General features: G+C 58.2%; 16 protein-coding genes and 1 other annotated feature. Of the genes, 9 read left to right on the plus strand and 7 right to left on the minus strand.

Features of this window, described 5'->3' with window-relative positions:
• Window positions 1–9: 9 nt before the first annotated feature.
• From atpE to J3350_RS02850, 3 genes are all read right to left on the minus strand, one after another.
• Window positions 10–234: an ATP synthase F0 subunit C gene (gene atpE / locus J3350_RS02840; protein ID WP_015563599.1), complete on the minus strand. Its 225-nt coding sequence runs from the start codon at window positions 232–234 to the stop codon at window positions 10–12.
• Window positions 235–331: 97 nt separating this feature from the next.
• A complete protein-coding gene (locus J3350_RS02845) occupies window positions 332–1015 on the minus strand; it encodes a F0F1 ATP synthase subunit A (protein ID WP_207685598.1) in 684 nt (227 codons plus the stop codon).
• Window positions 1016–1477: 462 nt separating this feature from the next.
• Window positions 1478–1936: a DUF2798 domain-containing protein gene (locus J3350_RS02850; protein ID WP_207685599.1), complete on the minus strand. Its 459-nt coding sequence runs from the start codon at window positions 1934–1936 to the stop codon at window positions 1478–1480.
• 1070 nt (window positions 1937–3006) lie between these two features.
• Between J3350_RS02850 and J3350_RS02855 the strand changes: the two genes are divergently transcribed.
• From J3350_RS02855 to J3350_RS02885, 7 genes are all read left to right on the plus strand, one after another.
• Entirely contained in the window at window positions 3007–3324 is a 318-nt protein-coding gene (locus tag J3350_RS02855; RefSeq protein WP_055189828.1) for a hypothetical protein, read from the plus strand.
• 91 nt (window positions 3325–3415) lie between these two features.
• Window positions 3416–3718: a Dabb family protein gene (locus tag J3350_RS02860; protein WP_207685600.1), complete on the plus strand. Its 303-nt coding sequence runs from the start codon at window positions 3416–3418 to the stop codon at window positions 3716–3718.
• A 62-nt stretch (window positions 3719–3780) separates the two neighbouring features.
• Window positions 3781–4743: a transglutaminase domain-containing protein gene (locus tag J3350_RS02865; RefSeq protein ID WP_207685601.1), complete on the plus strand. Its 963-nt coding sequence runs from the start codon at window positions 3781–3783 to the stop codon at window positions 4741–4743.
• A gap of 76 nt (window positions 4744–4819) precedes the next feature.
• Window positions 4820–5059 (plus strand) — a binding site (T-box leader).
• A gap of 67 nt (window positions 5060–5126) precedes the next feature.
• Window positions 5127–7130 carry a methionine--tRNA ligase gene (metG, locus tag J3350_RS02870; protein WP_242700090.1) on the plus strand — a complete coding sequence of 668 codons (2004 nt, stop codon included), beginning with the start codon at window positions 5127–5129 and terminating at the stop codon, window positions 7128–7130.
• Between the two features lie 12 nt (window positions 7131–7142).
• Window positions 7143–8102, plus strand: a complete 960-nt coding sequence (locus J3350_RS02875; RefSeq protein WP_207685602.1) for a DMT family transporter — start codon at window positions 7143–7145, stop codon at window positions 8100–8102.
• The gene (locus J3350_RS02880) at window positions 8099–8914 is read left to right on the plus strand and encodes a TatD family hydrolase (protein WP_207685603.1); all 816 of its coding nucleotides are present in this window, start codon (window positions 8099–8101) and stop codon (window positions 8912–8914) included. Before J3350_RS02875 ends, J3350_RS02880 begins: the two co-directional genes overlap by 4 nt.
• Before the next feature lie 225 nt (window positions 8915–9139).
• A complete protein-coding gene (locus J3350_RS02885) occupies window positions 9140–9373 on the plus strand; it encodes a methylenetetrahydrofolate dehydrogenase (RefSeq protein WP_097792803.1) in 234 nt (77 codons plus the stop codon).
• Window positions 9374–9454: 81 nt separating this feature from the next.
• Here J3350_RS02885 and J3350_RS02890 read toward each other — a convergent pair whose 3' ends face one another.
• The 4 genes from J3350_RS02890 to J3350_RS02905 all read right to left on the minus strand — a co-directional run bounded on the left by J3350_RS02890 (window position 9455) and on the right by J3350_RS02905 (window position 12935).
• Entirely contained in the window at window positions 9455–9916 is a 462-nt protein-coding gene (locus tag J3350_RS02890; protein WP_207685604.1) for a GNAT family N-acetyltransferase, read from the minus strand.
• A 78-nt stretch (window positions 9917–9994) separates the two neighbouring features.
• Window positions 9995–10813 carry an ABC transporter ATP-binding protein gene (locus J3350_RS02895; RefSeq protein ID WP_304999666.1) on the minus strand — a complete coding sequence of 273 codons (819 nt, stop codon included), beginning with the start codon at window positions 10811–10813 and terminating at the stop codon, window positions 9995–9997.
• Window positions 10814–10820: 7 nt separating this feature from the next.
• Complete coding sequence (locus tag J3350_RS02900) at window positions 10821–11747, minus strand: ABC transporter permease (RefSeq protein WP_207685605.1); 927 nt, start codon at window positions 11745–11747, stop codon at window positions 10821–10823.
• Window positions 11748–11837: 90 nt separating this feature from the next.
• Window positions 11838–12935, minus strand: a complete 1098-nt coding sequence (locus J3350_RS02905) for an ABC transporter substrate-binding protein (RefSeq protein WP_207685606.1) — start codon at window positions 12933–12935, stop codon at window positions 11838–11840.
• Between the two features lie 493 nt (window positions 12936–13428).
• On the opposite strand from J3350_RS02905, the gene J3350_RS02910 reads away from it, so the two are divergent.
• Together J3350_RS02910 and dusB are read left to right on the plus strand one after the other, a co-directional pair.
• Window positions 13429–14772, plus strand: coding sequence for an MATE family efflux transporter (locus J3350_RS02910; RefSeq protein ID WP_242700109.1), 1344 nt, complete (start codon window positions 13429–13431; stop codon window positions 14770–14772).
• Window positions 14773–15193: 421 nt separating this feature from the next.
• A complete protein-coding gene (gene dusB, locus J3350_RS02915) occupies window positions 15194–16213 on the plus strand; it encodes a tRNA dihydrouridine synthase DusB (protein WP_207685608.1) in 1020 nt (339 codons plus the stop codon).
• Window positions 16214–16252: the final 39 nt, after the last annotated feature.

Raw genomic sequence — 16252 nt, forward strand, 5'->3', positions numbered from 1 at the left:
CCTCCGTTATCAACCCAGGAACAGGATGATCAGCAGTGCAACGACGAAGCCGAAAATTGCAGTACCTTCTGCCAGAGCAGCGCCCAGCAGCAGGTTGGTCTGGATCTTGCCGGATGCTTCGGGCTGGCGGCTGATGGCCTCCGTTGCCTTACCGGTCGCAATGCCGATGCCGATGCCGCCGCCAATACCAGTCAGCGCTGCGATGCCAGCGCCCAGAGCTACGAGTCCGTTCATAATAAAATCTCCTATCTTTTATCGTTTTTCTTTTGTACGCCTTCTCCGTCCCTGCTCCGCAATGCCAGGGGAGCTGTCTGCGCAGCAGACTGAGAGGTTACTCTTCGTCTCCCAGGCTCTCCTTCATAAAGAGGGAGGTCAGGAACACAAACACATACGTCTGGATCAGACCATCGAACAGGTCAAAATACAGGCTGAACACTGCGGGGACGAACACCGGCACCACGAGCTTGATCAGCTCCATGATGACGAACGCGCCCAGCACATTGCCGAACAGTCGCATACACAGGCTGGTGGGCCGGATGGCGATCTCCAGGATATTCATGGGAGTCATGATCGGCGTAGGAGCCGCCAGACTCTTGAGGAAGCCTTTCCCGCCGCGCGCGTGGATGCCGGAGTATTCGATGAGCACGATGCTCATCAGGGCCAGAGCTGCGGTGACGTTCAGATCCTTCGTGGGAGGCTTGATGCCGAACACACCAATGAGGTTGGAGCACGCGATATACAGCGCCACGCTCATCAGATACGGCACATACCGTTTGCCGTTCTCGCCCAGCAGCCCGACGAAGAAATCGTTGATAAGAGTCACGACCGTTTCCAGCATGGCCTGGCGCCTGGTGATGTGATCGACCCGCAGATTCCGCGTCAGCAGGATCGAACCGAGCACCAGAAACACCATGATGCCCCAGCTGACGACCACGGATTCCGGGATCTGCAGCCCGAACACCGAGACCATCTCCACGTTCAGCTCTTCTTTCAAAGCAGCAGTCAACGCATTCATTCTTTTGCTCTATCTCCTTTCCTTGTTATCGTTTTTCCGAAAAAGTGCTGCAATGCGCGAAAAAAAGCAGGAGGCCGAGACGTTCTCGTCCCACATCCTCCTTCGCTCACGCCTTGCCCGGCGCTTTTTACGTGACGTATCATAGCACGATTGTGCCGAATTTTGTAGCCCCCGGCCCAACATTCTACGTTTTGTTATATTCCATTTCACAACAGCCGAAGAAGTGTTGTGTATTTTGTGCAAATTTTCAATCTTGTCTTATGCCAATTGCACAATTTCCAAGTGGATTCTCTTCCTTTCGCTTCGTTTTCCGAGTCAAAAACGGGGCAAAATCGGCACATTATTCACCATTTGTATATCCGGTATATCAAATTTATATAGGCGGACCGGCTGCGATGCAGCCCCCAAACGCGGCTGTGATACTGCCCTTATATAATTGTAATACAGATTTAATATGGCCGTTCACTGCTTTTCGCCCCGGCGGAACAGCAGGCGGAAGATGGCACGGCTCAGCGGGCCGCAGTAGAACATCTGCCAGCACAGCGCCATGGGGAAGTTGCAGCCAAAGGTGTGCACCCAGGTGCCAAAGCTGGGGTCCTTGAACAGCACGGTCGCGATCAGGCTCATGACGGGGCACATGACGCAGACGATCATCAGCGAGATGGCGTAGGTGATGAACTGGGGCCGGTCGGTGGGCCGCATAAAGCGGAAGGCCAGCCGGGTGGCCAGCTTCTCGACCACAAAGAACTCCAGGATAAAGGCAGCAGGCACCATGATGGGCATTTCATGCAGCGCCATGGCAAAGGTGGCGTTGGTCACGCCGCCCGTGTTCAGCGCCACATTGTAAACGATCATGCCATAGACCATGATGGCGGCCATGATAATGGTGAAGACGATCTTTTCAAGCAGAGTTTTCGGCATTGTTATAAGCTCCTTTTTATCGGTTGTGGAAAACGTTCATCGCACCAAAACAAAAAAAAGAAGCCGGACGAGGGAACCTTCGTCTGACTTCTTTGCGCGACTACCATTCATTGTCTGCTATGATAGCACAAATTTTCGCTTCACATAAGAGTCCGCCGTCGGTTTCTCGCTTTTTTCCACAAATCATCCACAAACGGCCCGAACATTTTGGTGCAGTTGATGTATCCCAGTTTTTTGGATTTTTGGTGCAAAAGTACGCCTCATTTGTTGTACACTCTGCGAATAGACAACTCCGCCTTTGTCGTGTATAATAAAGCCAGAAACCAGAGAAGTACAGCAGAAGCTCAAACGAGAGCTAACCCCGCTGACTTGAAGCAGAAAGGAGCGAGACCGATGGTCGATATGGAACCCGCACAGTTCGGACAGACTGTCGGGATTCGCTGAGAGGCAAAACAGAGGCTCACCACAAACGGGATGTTTCCCCCGTATAAAAACACAACAACGAGCCGGTCTTGAGCATCAATCACGCGAAAACAGAACAGTCTGTCGAGTATAAATCCCCTGGCGATTCAAATAGATCCGCATGAGGTGATTCCCATGATGAAAGCTTTTGCGCGGACGAGAATATTTGAATGACCAAAAAGGAGCAACTCCAATGTACTAAGCAATGGAATCCCCGGCAAATCTAACTCGAAAGAATGTGGTAATATGAAATTCATCTTCATGATCTCACTACCGCAATCCAACAGTTAAGAGAAGGGTCAATCCAATGTACACGAGTAACGAGTAGTTCCCCTTGAACCAGATTCCCAGTTTCTGATCGTTTCTAAGGAGAGTCACCCTATGAAGCGTTTACTCCGAAAATGAGGAAATCCAAGGAGAAGAGGCTTATGACTCCGAAGAAGTAAGTATCCAGCCGGACGAGGGCTTGCAACCGCCTCGTCCGGCTGGTTTTTTGTTTGTTCCTTCGCACATTTTCCGGGCAGAATGTTCCGTTCCGGGTTGAATCCCGTCCTTGCTTTTTCACCCCCCCTATGTTATACTTGTGAAAAAAGATGGAGGTGTATCGTATGGATTCGTTCTTCTCGTCTTCCACCCTGTTCAACATTGTGCTGGCCGTGATCTGGTTCATCTCCGGCATCCGGGATTTTCAGGGCAAGGACCCGCTCATCAAACTCCCCTTCAACCAGTACGTCCGCGACCCTGAGTACCGCGCGTTCTGGCAGAAAAAGAACGGCGTATTCTACATGCTCAATGCTCTCGCCTTTCTGATCCTGGCCTTCACACCTGTCACATCGCTGGTCTACCGCATCCTCTTCGGTGTTGCCATCGGGGGCGATCTTCTTTATCTCGTTGCCTATGAGAGCTGGAACCATAGCGCCGATTGAATCGTTCTGCTCTGGTTCCATTCCAAAATTTTTCTTGCTCCTTCTGCCGTTCTCTGCTACAATGGAGAAAAAACGCAGGAGGATTTTTCTTATGGTCAAGCATGTGATTCTGTGGCAGCTCAAAAATGAGCTTTCCGACACCGAAAAAGCCGCCGTCAAGGCAGGCATCAAAGAGGGACTGGAAGGACTGGCCGGTCAGATCCCCGGTCTGGTAAACATCCGCGTCAACATTGACGCGCTCCCCTCTTCCAACGCCGACCTGATGCTGGACACCACCTTCGAGACCGCCGAGGCACTCAAGGGCTACTCCACCCATCCGGCCCATGTCGCCGTGGCTAACAGCAAAGTGCGGCCTTATTACAAGAACCGAGTTTGCCTGGATTACGAGGTCTAACATGCTTACACCAGCTGCATCCTCCCGGAGATGCAGCCATAGCACGAAATGAGGATGGCATCATGAATAAAGCACTTCGGAATGTTACAGCCCTTTTCCTTGCAATGCTCCTTTGTCTTTGTCCGCTTTCGGTTCAGGCCGCTGGTGTCACCGGCGATACGGTCCTGGCCAGCTACCGGACACTGATCGACGCTTACAACAACTTCGCCGACCTGCACGAGTCCTATCTGGTCATGCTGGGTACACAGAATGTTTCAGATTCTGTCCGCGCCTACTACGACGGTGTTGACCTTGTGTTGGATAACCTCTACGCCACCGGCTCCGCAAAGGGGAATCTTGCCACGCTGGATGCCGGCACGCTGACCGAGATCAACAACATCCTCACCGAGGACATCGCTTTTATGAATGCGGCCAGCGCCACGGTACAGGCGCAGATGGGCAACGGTTACCCTGCCGGGAACTATACACCGGGAACGGTCTACGGCCCCAAGCTGAACCAGACTGAACTTGATCAGGTGGCCGGTGTCGTCAGCCGCTTTGCTTCCAGCCTGCCGCTTTCTTCCATGAGCGACGTTGATAAGGTCATGGCTGCGCGGGACTACCTCATCCAGTTCTGCTCCTATGCCCCCGACTGGTCGAAGAACCGTGCCAACACGGCGTGGGGTGCGCTGGTCTACCGGCAGGCGCAGTGTTCCGGCTATGCCCGCGCCATGAAAGCGCTCTGCGACTCCATCGGAGTGGAATGCTGCTACGTTCATGCGGACGCGGCGGCTTCCAATCCAAGCCACCAGTGGAACACCGTAAAGATCGACGGCCAGTGGTACATTCTGGATGTGCAGGGCGATGACTCTTCCGGCTTCGAGGCATTCTTCCTTCTGTCGGATAACAGTTATGCCGCATCCACCGGCCTGTCATGGGATCGTTCCGCCGTTCCCGCCTGCCCCGCCGACTATACCGGCACGCATTACCACTACGTTTTCTTCCAGCGCATGGATCAGAGCCTGTTCGCCGCGCGGATGATTTGAGCGTTTCTCATTGACAAACCCGCCTTTTTTGCGTATTATAATGTCAAAGGGGATTTTATGCCCCTTTGACACACACAAACTGGCTTTGACGAGAAGAGTATGCACAGCAGGCACCTGACAGAAAGCCCGAAGGATGGAAGCGGGCAGGCAGCGCTGGGCAGAAGATGGCCTCCGAGCCGCGCAGGTGAAGATTGAGCCTGCGACGGGTGCGCCCGTTACTGCGCGTGGGCTGGTCTTTCATCAGCCCACAAGGCCCCGCTCGCAAGAGCGCGGCGAAGCAAGGTGGTACCACGGAAGTTCAGCTCCCGTCCTTGTCCGGCACATCCGGCAGGGCGGGAGCTTTTTTGTGACACAGCCACGATAGAAAGGAAGAGCATATCCCTATGAGTGAGCACAAGACATTTTACATCACCACCCCCATCTACTACCCCAGCGATAAGCTGCACATCGGCCACAGCTACACCACCGTAGCCTGCGATGCGCTGGCGCGCTTCAAGCGGATGCAGGGCTATGACGTCATGTTCCTGACCGGCACCGACGAGCACGGCCAGAAGATCCAGGATAAGGCCGCCGATGCCGGCGTGACCCCCAAGGAGTACGTTGACAAGATCGTCGCCACCGTCAAAGACCTGTGGAAGCTGCTGGATGTCAGCTACGACCGCTTCATCCGCACCACCGACGACTACCACATGGAGTCCTGCCAGAAGATCTTCACCAAGCTGTATGAGCAGGGTGACATCTACAAGGGCGAGTACATCGGCCACTACTGCAAACCCTGCGAGAGCTTCTGGACCGACAGCCAGCTCGTGGACGGCAAGTGCCCCGACTGCGGCCGTGAGGTCTACGATGCCCACGAGGAAGCCTATTTCTTCAAGACCAGCAAGTATGCCGACCGCCTGCTGAAGCTCTACGAGGAGAACCCCCAGTTCATCCAGCCGGAGAGCCGCAAGAACGAGATGATTGCCTTCATCAAGCAGGGCCTGCAGGATACCTGCGTCTCCCGCACCTCCGTCAAGTGGGGCATCCCGGTCCCCTTCGACCCCAAGCACACCATGTACGTCTGGGTCGATGCACTGAGCAACTATATCTCCGCGCTGGGCTACGGCAACGAGACCTACCACGATTACGATAAGTTCTGGCCGGCTGACCTGCACATGGTCGGCAAGGAGATCCTGCGCTTCCACACCATCCTGTGGCCCGCCATGCTGATGGCTCTGGATCTGCCGCTGCCCAAGCGCGTCTTCGGCCACGGCTGGCTGCTGATGAACGGCGGCAAGATGTCCAAGTCGGTGGGCAATGTCGTGGACCCCGTCATCCTCTGCGACCGCTACGGCGTGGACGCCATCCGCTACTTCCTGCTGCGTGAGATCCCGTTCGGCAACGACGGCATGTTCACCAACGAGGCCCTCATCAACCGCATCAACAGCGACCTGGCCAACGACCTGGGCAACCTGCTCAGCCGCACCGTCGCCATGTGCGAAAAGTATTTCGGCGGCACCGTCCGCAATGTGGCGGGCACCGAGGCCATCGACGCGGAGCTGGAAGGCCTGATCAACGGCCTGACCGCCAAAGTCACCGCCGATATGGACAACCTGACCATCCCGCAGGCGCTGATGGAGATCTTCGCCGTCATCCAGCGCGCCAACAAATACATCGACGAGACTGCGCCCTGGGCATTGGCCAAGGACGAGGCCAACAAGGAGCGCCTGGAGAGTGTGCTCTATCACCTGTGCGAGGCCCTGCGCGTGACCGGCATCCTGCTGAACGCTTACCTGCCTTCCACTGCCCCCAAGATGATGGATCAGCTGGGTCTGGACGCTTCTGCGCTCGACCTGAGCAAGACCGTCTACGGCGCACAGGATACCTACACCGTCCACAAGGGCGACGCACTCTTCCCCCGCATCGACGTGGCCAAGGAGATCGCCCATCTGAAGGAAGAGGACGAGAAGCGCAAGGCCGCTGCCGAGGCTGCCAACAAGGCCAAAGTCGAGGCCGAAGCCGCCAAGAACGCCCCCGCTGCCGCGGAGGAGAGCGGCGTGGACTTCACCCACGAGCCGGAGATCACATTCGATGACTTCTGCAAGGTGGAGCTGCGCGTGGCCGAGGTCCGCGCCTGCGAGAACCTGAAGGAGAGCAAGAAGCTGCTCCATCTGACCGTCTTCGACGGCGAGCGCGAGCGCTGCATCCTGTCCGGCATTGCCAAGTGGTTCAAGCCGGAAGACCTCATCGGCAAAAAGATCGGCATCGTGGCCAACCTGGCCCCCCGCCCGATGATGAAGGGCAAATATGTCAGCGAGGGCATGATCTTTGCTGCCGACACCGCTGACGGCGGCTGCTCCATCGCCTTCTACGGCGAGGACACCCCCGTGGGTTCCCGCATCCACTAAGAAAGGAAGATCATGTCTATCAATTCTGCTGTCCGCGCCACAAAGCTGGATAAGATCTTTGGCACGCCCGTGTGCGCTGTGCTGCTGGCAATTCTCTGCAATATCCTGTGGGGCTCAGCCTTTCCGTTCATAAAACTGGGCTACCGGCTGTTCTCCATCGACCCCGCTAACACGGCTTCCATCTTCTGCTTTGCGGGAGTGCGGTTCATGCTGGGCAGTGTGCTGGTGCTGCTGGGCAGCATCCTGCTGCAGGGACATGCGCCGCATTTCCCCCGGGGCAAGGTGGCGGCAGAGTGTTGTGCGCTGGGTCTGTGGCAGACCACCGCGCAGTATGCGTTCTACTACATCGCCGTGGCTATGCTCACCGGTGCCTTTGGCGGCATCCTGAACAGCACCCAGAGTTTTTTAGGAGTCATCTTTGCCCACTTTATTTACGGCAATGCGGACCGCATGACCACCGCCAAGACCCTGGGCTGCGCCATCGGCTTTGCAGGTGTGCTCATCGGCACCATCGGCAACCATGGCAGCGGCAGCGGCTGGGGCGTGTTCTGCATGATGGCAGCCACCGTCATCTTTACCCTGTCCGGCCCGTGGAACAAGTCGGTCACCAAAAAGGCTGATAGCTTTGCCGTCTGCTTTCTGAACCTGTTTGTGGGCGGTCTGGCGCTGTTTGTGCTGGGCACCGTTATGGGCGGTCGGCTGCATGTACAAAGTGCGCTGGCGGTGCTGGTCATGCTGTATCTTGCCTTCATCTGCGGCGCAGGCTATATCCTGTGGGCGCTGCTGATGAAAAACAACCCCGTCAGCCGCATCGCGATCTTTGGTTTCGTCAATCCGGTGGTCAATGTGCTGCTCAGTGCGGTGCTCAACGGCGAACCGCTGTTCCGCTGGCAGTATCTGGCGGCGCTGCTGTTCGTGTGCGTGGGCATCTGGCTGGTAAACAAGGCCCCTGCCCAGAAGGAGAAGCTATGACCGGCCCCATCTTTGACACCCACGCCCATTACAGCGCCCATGCCTTCGATGCCGACCGCTTCGCCCTGCTGGACAGCCTGCCCGCAAAGGGCGTGGTCGGCGTCTGCGAGCAGGCCACCCACTCTGGGGATGCCCCCCGTGTGCTGGAGCTGGCCCACCGGTATCCGTGGGTCGTGGCCGCCATCGGCATCCATCCGGAAAGCCTGCTGGCCCCGGAGGACTGCGGCGCGGACGGCCCGGCCCCCACGGTGTCGGTCTACGGCGGCGACTGGGCCGCAGAGATGCGGGCGCTGGCCCCTTACTACGACGACCCGAAGGTGGTGGCCGTGGGCGAATGCGGGCTGGACTATCACTGGCCGGTGCCAAAGGACGCCCAGCTGGCCCTGTTTGAGGCCGAGATCCGGCTGGCGCTGGAACTGGACAAGCCCATCATCGTGCACGACCGCAACGCCCACGCCGACGTCTACGCCCTGCTGAAACGCTACCAGCCCAAGGGCATCGTGCACTGCTATTCCGGCAGTGCCGACGATGCACTCTGGCTGGCAAAGCAGGGACTCTATTTCGGCTTCGGCGGAGCCTGCACCTTCAAGGGGGCCAAACGGGCTGCCAAAGCCATCGCGGCCCTGCCGCTGGAACAGCTCGTTCTGGAAACGGACTGCCCCTACATGGCCCCGGAGCCTGTGCGCGGTACCCGCTGCGACAGCTCGCTCATCCGCTATGTGGGCGAATACATCGCACAGGTCAAGGGCGTTTCCACTGAGGAAGTGTTCCGGCAGACCGCTGAGAATGCAAGGCAAGTCTACCAGTTGTAAAGTTTAGCGCTGTATAACCTCTCAGTCATCGCTTCGCGATGCCAGCTCCCCTGGTAGGGGAGCCATTGGCAGGCCGGGTAAGTTCTGCTGTTCGCTTAGGCCCAATTGGGCGCGAAGCGCCTGAGAGGTTGCACCCCATCATTTCACCTGCAAAAGCTGAAGTTCACATCAGCTTCTGTATAGATCAACTTTGAAAATCCAAACTGTTATAAGGAGACATCACTTATGAAAGCTCGTATTCCGCAGCACCGCGAATTTATCATCAACTTCCCCGACACCGTCGATCAGGCCAAGGCCAACGAGGGCTGGGCAAAGCTGCAGCAGATCGTCGAGGACTACAAGAAGGACCACAACGGTGCTTCCGTCTATGCACCCAGCTTCATCGAAGACTGCGAGCCTGCCGTCAAGAAGCTGCAGGAAGAGTATGGCTTCGAGTACACCGTTGAGTACGTGAAGTAAGTTCTGAGTTTTCAGTATATTGCATTAAAAAGAACAGAGCGTTCCAGCCAGCTGGCTGGAACGCTCTGTTCTTTTTGTTGCTTATTTCAGTTCCATATTGATGGACTTTTCCGTAAAGCCGTAGTTCCGGTACATCTCATACGCCTTTTTATTTCTGGCGTTCACCTGCAGCTCGATGGTGTCACATCCCTTTTCCGCCTTGAGCTGCTTCACTTTTTCAAAGAACTGGTGGCCGATGCCTTTGCCCCTGTACGCTTCCTCCACCGCCATGGTACTGACAAACAAAACATCCTTTGTTACCTGCGCCGGGCCTTCCACATGGCGCTTGAAGACTTCCAGAACACCAACAACGATGCCGTCCGTCTCGGCAATATACCAGCTGTCCCCTTTCAGGAGCTCAGCAAACAACCCTTTTGTGATCAACGGACTAGCCGGTTTGTAGACATCCGGCCGCCAATCCACGTGCATCTGCTGGACCTGATCCATAATCGCAGAAAAGCGGTCATAATCCTGCATCTGCGGGGAACGAATCGTAATTTTCATCTTGTTTTCTCCTTGTTGTATCAAAAATACCCTGTCAGACACGGTTTCGGGTCCAGACAGGGCATTTTGAGTTTCTTTTCAGTTGTCCGCTTCCACCTTGCTGAGCAGGATGCGGTCATTGTCGAGGGCCTTGCCCGCGTTCTCACGGAACTTTTCGAGCAGGTCGTCCACGGTCATCCGGCTGCGCTCCTCGCCCTTGACGTCGAAGACGACGCGGCCCGCATCCATCATCAGGGTGCGGTTGCCCAGTTCCAGTGCCTGGTGCATGTTGTGGGTGACCATCAGGCAGGTGATCTTCTTTTCCGCGACGATGCTCTGGGTCAGTTCCAGCACCTTTTCGGCGGTGGCAGGGTCGAGCGCGGCGGTGTGCTCGTCAAGCAGGAGCAGCTTCGGGGTGACGAGGGTCGCCATCAGCAGCGTCAGCGCCTGGCGCTGTCCGCCGGAGAGCAGGCCCACCGGCTGCTTCATCCGGTCTTCCAGCCCCATATCCAGCAGGGCCAGCTTTTCGCGGAACAGAGCCTTATCTTTCCGGGAGATGCGGGAGAAGATGGCGTGGGGGGCCGTGCCTGCGCGGAGATAGGCCAGCGCCAGATTCTCTTCGATGGTCATGTTCGGGGCGGTGCCCTTGAGCGGGTCCTGGAAGAGGTGGCCGATGACCCGGCTGCGCTCAAATTCCGGGGTAAAGGTGATGTCCTGCCCGCCCAGCGTGATGCTGCCCTCGTCGGCGATGAAGCCGCCCGTAATGGCGTTGAACAGGGTGGATTTGCCTGCACCGTTCGAGCCGACGATGGTGGCGAAGTCGCCTGCTTCCATCCGGAGGCTGACACCGTTCAGGGCCACCTTTTCATTGACCGTGCCGGGGTTGAAGGTCTTGTGCAGGTCGTTCAGTTCCAGCATTTCCATCTCAGACCGCCTCCTTCTTCTGGGCTGCATGCTTCCGCTTTTCAAAGGCCAGACGGTTCTGGATGGCCGGCATCGAGATGGCAATGGCCACGATGAGGGCCGACACCAGCTTCATGGCGGCCGCCGGGACATTGAAGCGCAGGGCCACCGCCACGATGAAGCGGTACAGGCAGCTGCCGAACACGACGCCCAGCACCCGGCGCACCATGGTGCGCTTGCCCACCAGCGTCTCGCCGATGATGAGGGAAGCCAGTGCGATGGTCACCATGCCAGTGCCCACGTTGATATCGCAGCTCTTCTGGTACTGGGCCAGCAGACCGCCGGACAGGGCCGTCAGCGCACCGGAGATGCACAGGCCCACCGTGATGGTAAAGGCCGGGTTGATGCTGGACGCCCGCACCATGGCGGCGTTGTCACCGGTCGCCCGGATGGACAGACCCAGCCGGGTGCCCAGAAAGCCCACCATCCCGGCACCAGCCAGCGCGATGACCACCACGGCCAGCACCAGCTTATACCAGCCGCCCGTAAAGGCCAGCGCTGTTTTGGCCAACGAGAAGACTGTGTCCGTCTTGACCAGCGACAGCGTGGACGAAAACCCCATGCCCGCCAGATTGATGGTATAAAGGCCGGTGTTCACGATGATGCCCGCCATGATGCTCTCGACGCCGAGGCGGGTCTGCAAAAAGGCTGTGATGAAACCGGAGCACACACCGGCCGCCATCGCCGCCAGCAGGGCCAGAAAGGGGTGGCCGGTCAGTGCGACCTGGCAGGCCACCGCGCAGCCCAGCGTAAAGCAGCCGTCGGTGGACAGGTCTGCAATGTTCAGGATGGAATAGCTCAAGAACAGAGCCAGCGCAACGAGGGCGTAGATGCAGCCCAATTCCAGCGCGGTCTGGATCACGTTGAGCGAAAAGATACTCGCCAGCATGGTGTGTACTCCTTATTTTTTAATAACAGACGATTCCGTCACAGCTGCACTGTGACGGAATCGCTCTTGTTTTTATGAAATGAGATGGATTTAGAAGTTCTCCTGCGTGGTCACTGCCACGATCTCGGTGCAGTAGGGCTTGAAGGCTTCTTTCACGGTCTCAAGGTCCAGCCCCAGCGCCTCGCAGGTCTCGGTGTTGATGGTCGCGATGCCGTTGTCGAAGGTCTGGTAAGGCAGGTCGGCGGTGGTCTTGCCCTCGCAGAGCAGCTCCACCACCATGTCTGCGGTGGCCTCGCCCAGCTGGACGTAATCGACGCCGTAGCCCACGAAAGCACCATTCAGCGCAAAGCTGTCGGCACCAGTAAAGTGCATCACGCCTGCTTCGAGGAAGCTCTCATAGATGGACAGCTCCGCGGTCATCACGGTGTTATCGGTCGGGGTGAAGACGGCCTTGACCCCGGCCGCGATGAGGGCTTCGGCTGCCATCTGAACTTCGGCGGTGGTGGTGCCGTTCTTTTCAATGTACTGGATGCCCTTGCTGTCGCAGAATGCCTTGGCATCTGCGATGGCCTGAGTGGAAGCATCCTGGCTCAGGTCGTACAGCAGGCCGATGGTGTCAATGTCCGGGTTGACGGCCAGGATGAGGTTCATGATGGCGTCGGTGTTCAGGGCATCGGAAGTGCCGGTGATGTTCTCCTCGCCGTCAAAACCGGCGGAGACCGGGTCGGTGACCGCAGAGTAGACAACAGGGATGTCGGTATCCTCGACCGAAGCCAACATGGTGGCGGCGGTGGGGGTAGCCACGGCCACGATGACGTCCACGTCATCGGCCACAAGGTCGGCACCGATCTGGTTCAGGTTGGTCTGGTCGGCCTGCGCGTTGGCGTAGTAGTCGGCATAATCAAAGGTCACGCCCTTTTCCTTGCCCACCTCATCCAGACGGCTCTCAACGGAGGCGACGATCTGGTTCAGAGAGGCATGGTCCACATAGTTGACGATGCCTACCTTGAAGGTCTGGCCTGCTTCTGCCGAAGCAGCTGCCGACGAGGCGGCGGCGCTGGAAGCGGTGCCGGAGGCAGCGGACGAGGCCGAGCCGCCGCAGCCGGTCAGGCTGAATGCAGAAACAGTGGCAGCGCCCAGAGCGGCCTTGAGGAAATTGCGGCGGGAGATCATGTTCATGGTTTTCATAGCGGTTGCTCCTTCCCTGGAGCGGGCGGCAGTAAAAAGACCCGCTCCACTTGCGGAACGGGCCTTTTCATGGTAACAAAAGATCCCGTCCCTGTGTGTTCATCCACAAGGACAGGATCGAAAATACGATTCTGCGGTGCCACCTTGTTTGCTCTGCCCAAGCCAGCTGCTGGCTGCAGAGCCCCTCACGGAGAGCCAACACTCCCCTGCCCTGTAACGGAGGCCTCCGTCCCAAGCTACTGGAAAGCACTGGCTCTCGTTTGCCCGGCCCTCGGCGGCCCACGAAGTCCTGCCCCGCTCTCGCCCGTTTCCATCCTCCGGGCTCTCTAGCAGATGCGCTGTGCAGGTTCTCTTCCGCCTCATCGGTTTGATTGCATTATACACTTTATTCGTGTAAAGTCAAGAGGGAATTTTTCATCTTTGCAATGGTTCAGATGAATCCGGTTTTCGTTTCCTTGACTTCTACCCGGAAAGCTCGTACACTGTGTACATTATGGTTTTCCGAAAGAAGGTGTTCTTCACGAATCCGACCGAAAACACCCTGCTGCATGGGCCGGTGCGTCCGGCGCTGCTGCGGTACGCCCTGCCCATCATCCTGAGCATGGTGGCCACCCAGTTCTATTCGGTGGCCGATACCATGATCATCGGTCTGCGGCTGGATGCCGACGCGCTGGCGGCGGTCTCCAATGCTTCCACCATCCTGATGCTCTTTCTGTTCATCTCCGGCGGCATGGAGCTGGGCGGCGGCCTGCTGGTGGCAGCGGGCCGACCCACAGCCACCCGGCAGGAGATGGCCGAGCTGCTCTACAACCTGCTGTTCGTCGATCTTGTGCTGGCGCTGGGCCTGACCGCACTGGGCTTTTTCACCCTGCCCGCCCTGCTCCGGCTCATCCGGACGCCGGAGGAGATTCTGGCTGAGGCGGTGCTTTATGGGCGGGTGTATCTGGTCGGCCTGCCCTTTCTGATGCTCTATGACCTGACCAAAGAGTGCATCATGGGCTGCGGAGACTCGAAAACACCGCTCCGGGCCGTAGTCGCCACCAGCGTGATGAACATCGTGCTGGATCTGGCGCTCGTCAGCCCCTTCGGGGTCGCCGGTGCGGCCGGTGCTACCGCTGCCGCACAGATCGCCGGAGCGGTGTACATGCTGGCCCACCTGCGCAAGACCGAACTGAGCCTGCCCTTCCGCCGGGAGATGCTCAAGGCAAGCTACGCGAAGGACATCTTCCGCCTTTCTGCCCCCAACTCCCTGCAGCAGGCCAGCGGCACCATCATCACGACAGTCAAACAGGGGCTTTTGGGCGGGCTGGGCGTCGCGGCCATCGCGGGCTTTTCCTGCGCGGGCAAGCTCTCCAGCCTGCTGATGATGCCGGTGTACGGTTTCGTGCAGTCCATCGTCTTTTTCATTGCCCAGAACACCACTGCCCAGCAGCCGGACCGGGTGCACACCGGCCTGCGGGAGGGGCGGCGCATCCTGTTCTTTTACTCGCTGCTGGTGGCAGCGCTCTGCATCGGGCTGAACGGCCCGCTGCTTCGGCTCTTCACCACCGACGCTGCTGCCGCCGCCTACGGCTCCACCATGCTGGCCTTTGAGGGCATCTCGTATGTGTTCACCGCGCAGAAGCATCTGTGCGAGGCCCGGCTGCGCGGTGCCCAGAAGATGGGGCTGTATCTGGCCTCGAACCTGGGGCAGATCGGGCTGAATCTGGCCGCCTGCGTTCTGCTGGTGCCCCGCATCGGCTTTTCGGGCTTCTGGCTGTCCACCTGGATCAGCGCCCCCGTCGGCCTTGCGCTGGCCGCGCTGCTGGCAAGGATCGGCGCAAAACAACAGAGCTAACACAAAAAGCACAGTGCTTGTACTGTGCTTTCATTTATGATATACTGTTTTTGCAGCCATCTGGCTGACAGGCGCTGTCTGCAAATGCAGGTGGTCACGCTCCTCTCCCCGGCGAAGCGTTGGGGGGAACGCGTTCTTCTTTGCTTCCCCTGACGCAAACGCGGAAGGGGGGATGTTCTATGACGCTGAGTGAAGTGCTTCAGCTGCTCGCCGTGATTGGCGGTGCAGTTTTTGTGACGTTTCAGATTACATGGACGATTTCCAACAGCAAAAAGAAATGACCGCCTCTGCCCTACCAAAGCAAGCGGTCATTCTTTTTGACACCTGAGCCGAGGAGGAGCTGACCATTTTGCAGCCAGCGTCTTTCTCTATTTGTAGTATAGTAATTTTTTATCGTTTTGTCAAGCAGAAGAGGAACACAATGGAACCTTTGAAGATCCAACACATCACCCTGCCCCACCGGGCCGTGTTCGGCCCCATGGCAGGCTTCACCGATGCGCCCTGCCGCCGCCTGATGGCGCAGCACGGGGCCGGTTTCACAGTCAGTGAAATGGTATCCAGCCGGGCGCTGGTCTACCACGACCACAAAACCGTCAGCCTGCTCAAGGCCGAACCCAACGGTGCCCCCTACGGCGTCCAGATCTTCGGCGAAGTGCCCCAGATCATGGGCGAAGCAGCCGCCGCCATCGAGGAATACGCTTTCGACTTTCTGGACATCAACATGGGCTGCCCGGCTCCGAAGATCGTCTCCGGCGGTGCCGGCAGCAAACTGATGCTGGACCCCGACCTCTGCGGCAGGATCGTCGAGCAGGTAGTGGCGCACACCTCCCGGCCCGTCACGGTCAAGATGCGCAAAGGCTGGGACGCCGACCACGTCACCGCAGTCGAGTGCGCCAAGGCCTGCGAACAGGCCGGTGCGGCCCTCATCGCAGTACACGCCCGGACGCGGGAGCAGATGTACACCCCCGGCATCGACCCGGAGATCATCGCCCGCGTAAAATCTGCCGTGCATGTGCCGGTGCTGGGCAACGGCGACATCCATTCGGCTGAAGACGCCGTCGCTCTGGTCAAAGAGACCGGCTGCGACGGTGTGATGATCGCCCGCGCAGCCCTGGGCGACCCGTGGCTGTTCGAGCGGGTGAACGCCGCGCTGGAGGGCACCCCGGCCCCCAAAGAGCCGAATCTGCAGGCCCGGATGAACGCCCTCCGCCGTCAGGTGGAGGAGATGGTGGAGCAGAAGGGCGAATTCGTCGCCATGCCCCAGGCCCGCGCCCAGACCATGCACTACATGAAAGGGCTGAAGGGAGCGGCCTCCCTGCGGCGGTACTGCTGCGAGCTGACCCATCTGGAAGACATCGACCGCCTCATCGAGGCAGTGTTCGACCAGCAGCGCAAAGCGGGGCTTGACCCGGACGACGAACGCGAGGTCCCGTTCCCCTGATCTTCCCGGACGATCCGGATTTTTTTGAAACAAGAGGTT

This window comes from Faecalibacterium sp. Marseille-Q3530, assembly GCF_017377625.1.
Taxonomy (GTDB): domain Bacteria; phylum Bacillota; class Clostridia; order Oscillospirales; family Ruminococcaceae; genus Faecalibacterium; species Faecalibacterium prausnitzii_E.